Source organism: Pseudomonas sp. Irchel 3H7 (assembly GCF_900187605.1).
Classification (GTDB): domain Bacteria; phylum Pseudomonadota; class Gammaproteobacteria; order Pseudomonadales; family Pseudomonadaceae; genus Aquipseudomonas.
In genome coordinates this window covers 1-2,516 of record NZ_FYEA01000030.1, presented here as the reverse complement: position 1 = coordinate 2,516, position 2,516 = coordinate 1, and the positions used below count along the sequence as shown (strand labels likewise).

At 63.3% G+C, this 2,516-nt stretch carries 1 protein-coding gene; it reads right to left on the bottom strand.

Annotation, left to right across the window (positions count from 1 at the left end; all coding sequences use genetic code 11):
- Positions 1-2,516: RHS domain-containing protein (locus CKW38_RS29350; protein ID WP_141232696.1), on the bottom strand; the 2,516-nt coding region annotated here is incomplete at both ends.

The window sequence follows — 2,516 nt, the reverse complement described above, 5'->3', positions numbered from 1 at the left end:
GCCAAGGTCAGTGCGGCGATTTTGCCGTAGGCGTCGTATTGCGCGGACCAGACGATGTCGCCGCTGTAGTCGGTGAGTTCCTGCGGGGTGCCGAGGTGGTCGAGTTGGTAGTAGAAGGGGCAGGCTTTTTGCGGGCCTTTGCCGTCGAGCAAGGCGAGCGGGCGGAAGGTGCCGGGTTCGTAGACGTAGCTGCGGTATTCGTTTTCGCTGCTTTCGGCGACGAGATGGTCGCCCTGCCAGAAGAACTCGGTGGTCTCGCCGCCGACGGTTTTACTGATGCGCCGGCCGAAGGCGTCGTAGCGGTAGCTGGCGGTTTGGCCGTCGGGGCGGGTCAGGCCGATCAGGCGGTGCTGGCTGTCGTAGCGGTATTCAGTGACGAGAGTCTGCGCGCGGCCGCGACGTTCGCGGATCAGGTTGCCGAAGGCGTCGTAGTCGTAGTGGCGGTCGCCCTGCATCAGCAGGCGGTTGCCTTTGATCTGGCTGGGGCCGGGGCGGTCCTGCATCAGCAGGTTGCCGGCCGGGTCGTGGGCGAAGCTTTCCGGCAGTTCGTCACGTGAGTGGCGTACGCGGATGAGGCGGTCGAGGGCGTCGTAGCCGTAGGTGCGCTGGCCGTGGCGGCTGTCGGCGATGTGCGCGAGATTGCCGTTGGCGTTGTAGGCATAATCGCGGCGGTACAGCGCATCACGCTGATGGCCTACGGCGTGGGCGAGTAATCGTCCCTGATCGTCGTAGGTATATTCGCTGAGCAGCAAACCCTGCTGGCGTTGCCGTTCGCGTCCGGACTGATAGACATGACGGGTCAGCGGCGTGCCGTTGAGGTCGATGTCGGTCAGCGCGCCACCCTTGGCGTGGCGGTAGTCGAGCACGCTGTTGTCCGGCAGGCGCATGCGCTTGAGCTGGCCGCAGGCATCGTAGCGGTAACGCAGGGAGCCCCAGCCTTGATGCTCGGTGATCAAGCGGTCCTGGCGGTCGTACTCGAAGGCCAGCGGGTGTTGCTGGCTGTCGTCGACCCCAATCAAACGGCCGAGGCGGTCGTATTGGTAGGTGACCTTGATGCCGTCGGGCAGGGTTCTGGCCAGAAGACGCCCGGCAGCATCGCGCTCATAAGCAGTGAGCAAACAAGAGCCGTCATCACCGAACTCGGTCTTTTCCAGCAGATGGCCGTTGAGGTCATAGGCGTACGCCGTGCGCCGACCGTCAAAACCACTTTCCTGGCGAATCAGCCCGGTCGGCGTGTAATCCAGCCGGTACTTTTCCCCGGACTCGTTTTCAATCTCGGTGAGCAGCAGTTGCGCATGGTCGTAGCGGTACTGCACCCGCGTGCCGTCGGGGTTGATCCGCCGCGAGACCAGGTGCAGGTCGTCGTCGTATTCGTAGCGGGTGATGCGCCCGAGTTCATCGCGCTCGGCGGTGACCTGACCGTAGGCGCCGTAGCTGTAAGCACGGGTATTGCCGGTAGGAGATGTCGTCTGGATCAGTCGGCCAACCGCATCCCAATGCTGACGGGTGACCGCACCGTGTTCGTCGGCGCTTGTGGTCCGTCGCCCCAGTGCGTCGTAGGAAAAACGCCGCACGCCACCGTCGGGCAAGGTCTCTTCAATGAGTTGGCCGAGGGCATTCCAGACCAGCCGATGGCGGCTGCTGTCCGGGTAACGGATCGACAGCAACTGGCCACGAGTGTCGTAGTAGTAATGGGTAACCTGACCATCGGGATCGACCGCTTCGGTGACATCGCCCTCGGCATTGCGCCGGTAGATCCACACCGCGTCACCGCGAGAGCGTTTATGCAGGAAACCATTGCGATACTCGTAGGACGTTGGCGCGTCAGCCGGCGGAATCAGCGCCACCAGCCGTCCGACCTCGTCGTAGCGGTATTCGGTGACCGCACCCAAGGCATCCTGTTCGGAAATCAAGCGACCCGAAGAGTCGTACGCCTTGAGCTGCTTGCCACCATCCGCTGAGACTTTACTCACCAGCCGCGCACGATCATCGTGGACGTAAGTCTCTTCGGTGCCATCGACGTAATGCACTGCGACACTGCCGTCGTCGTTCCAGACGTAACGCGTGTCCATCTGCGAGAACGACGCCCAGTGGCGCACGCAACGCGCAGCCTTGCCCGACCGCTCCCACTCCCAGAAGAAACTCGCCCCGCCCGCCAGTTGCCGTTGCAGGATCACGTGAGCGTCGTCGTAGTCGTAACGCTCACTGTCACCGACGGCGTTGGTCGCTTCGATCAGGTGCTGATAGGCGTCGTAGCGGTAACTGACCAGCGCCTGTTCGGTGCTCCAGGCACCGTCGCGAAACACCTGGTAATCCACACCAACCAACTGCGCGCGGTGATAGCGCAACAGCAGCGAACGCCCGGCGCCGTTGTCCAGTCGCTGCACCCGGTCAGAGCGATCGCGCTGCACCGTCAGACGGTTGCCATAGCCATCGCTGATCGCCGTCAGCCGTCCTGCACGAAAGTGATAAAAGCGCGCTGTTTCCCCGGCCAGCGCGAGGATCAGCTCCTCCGG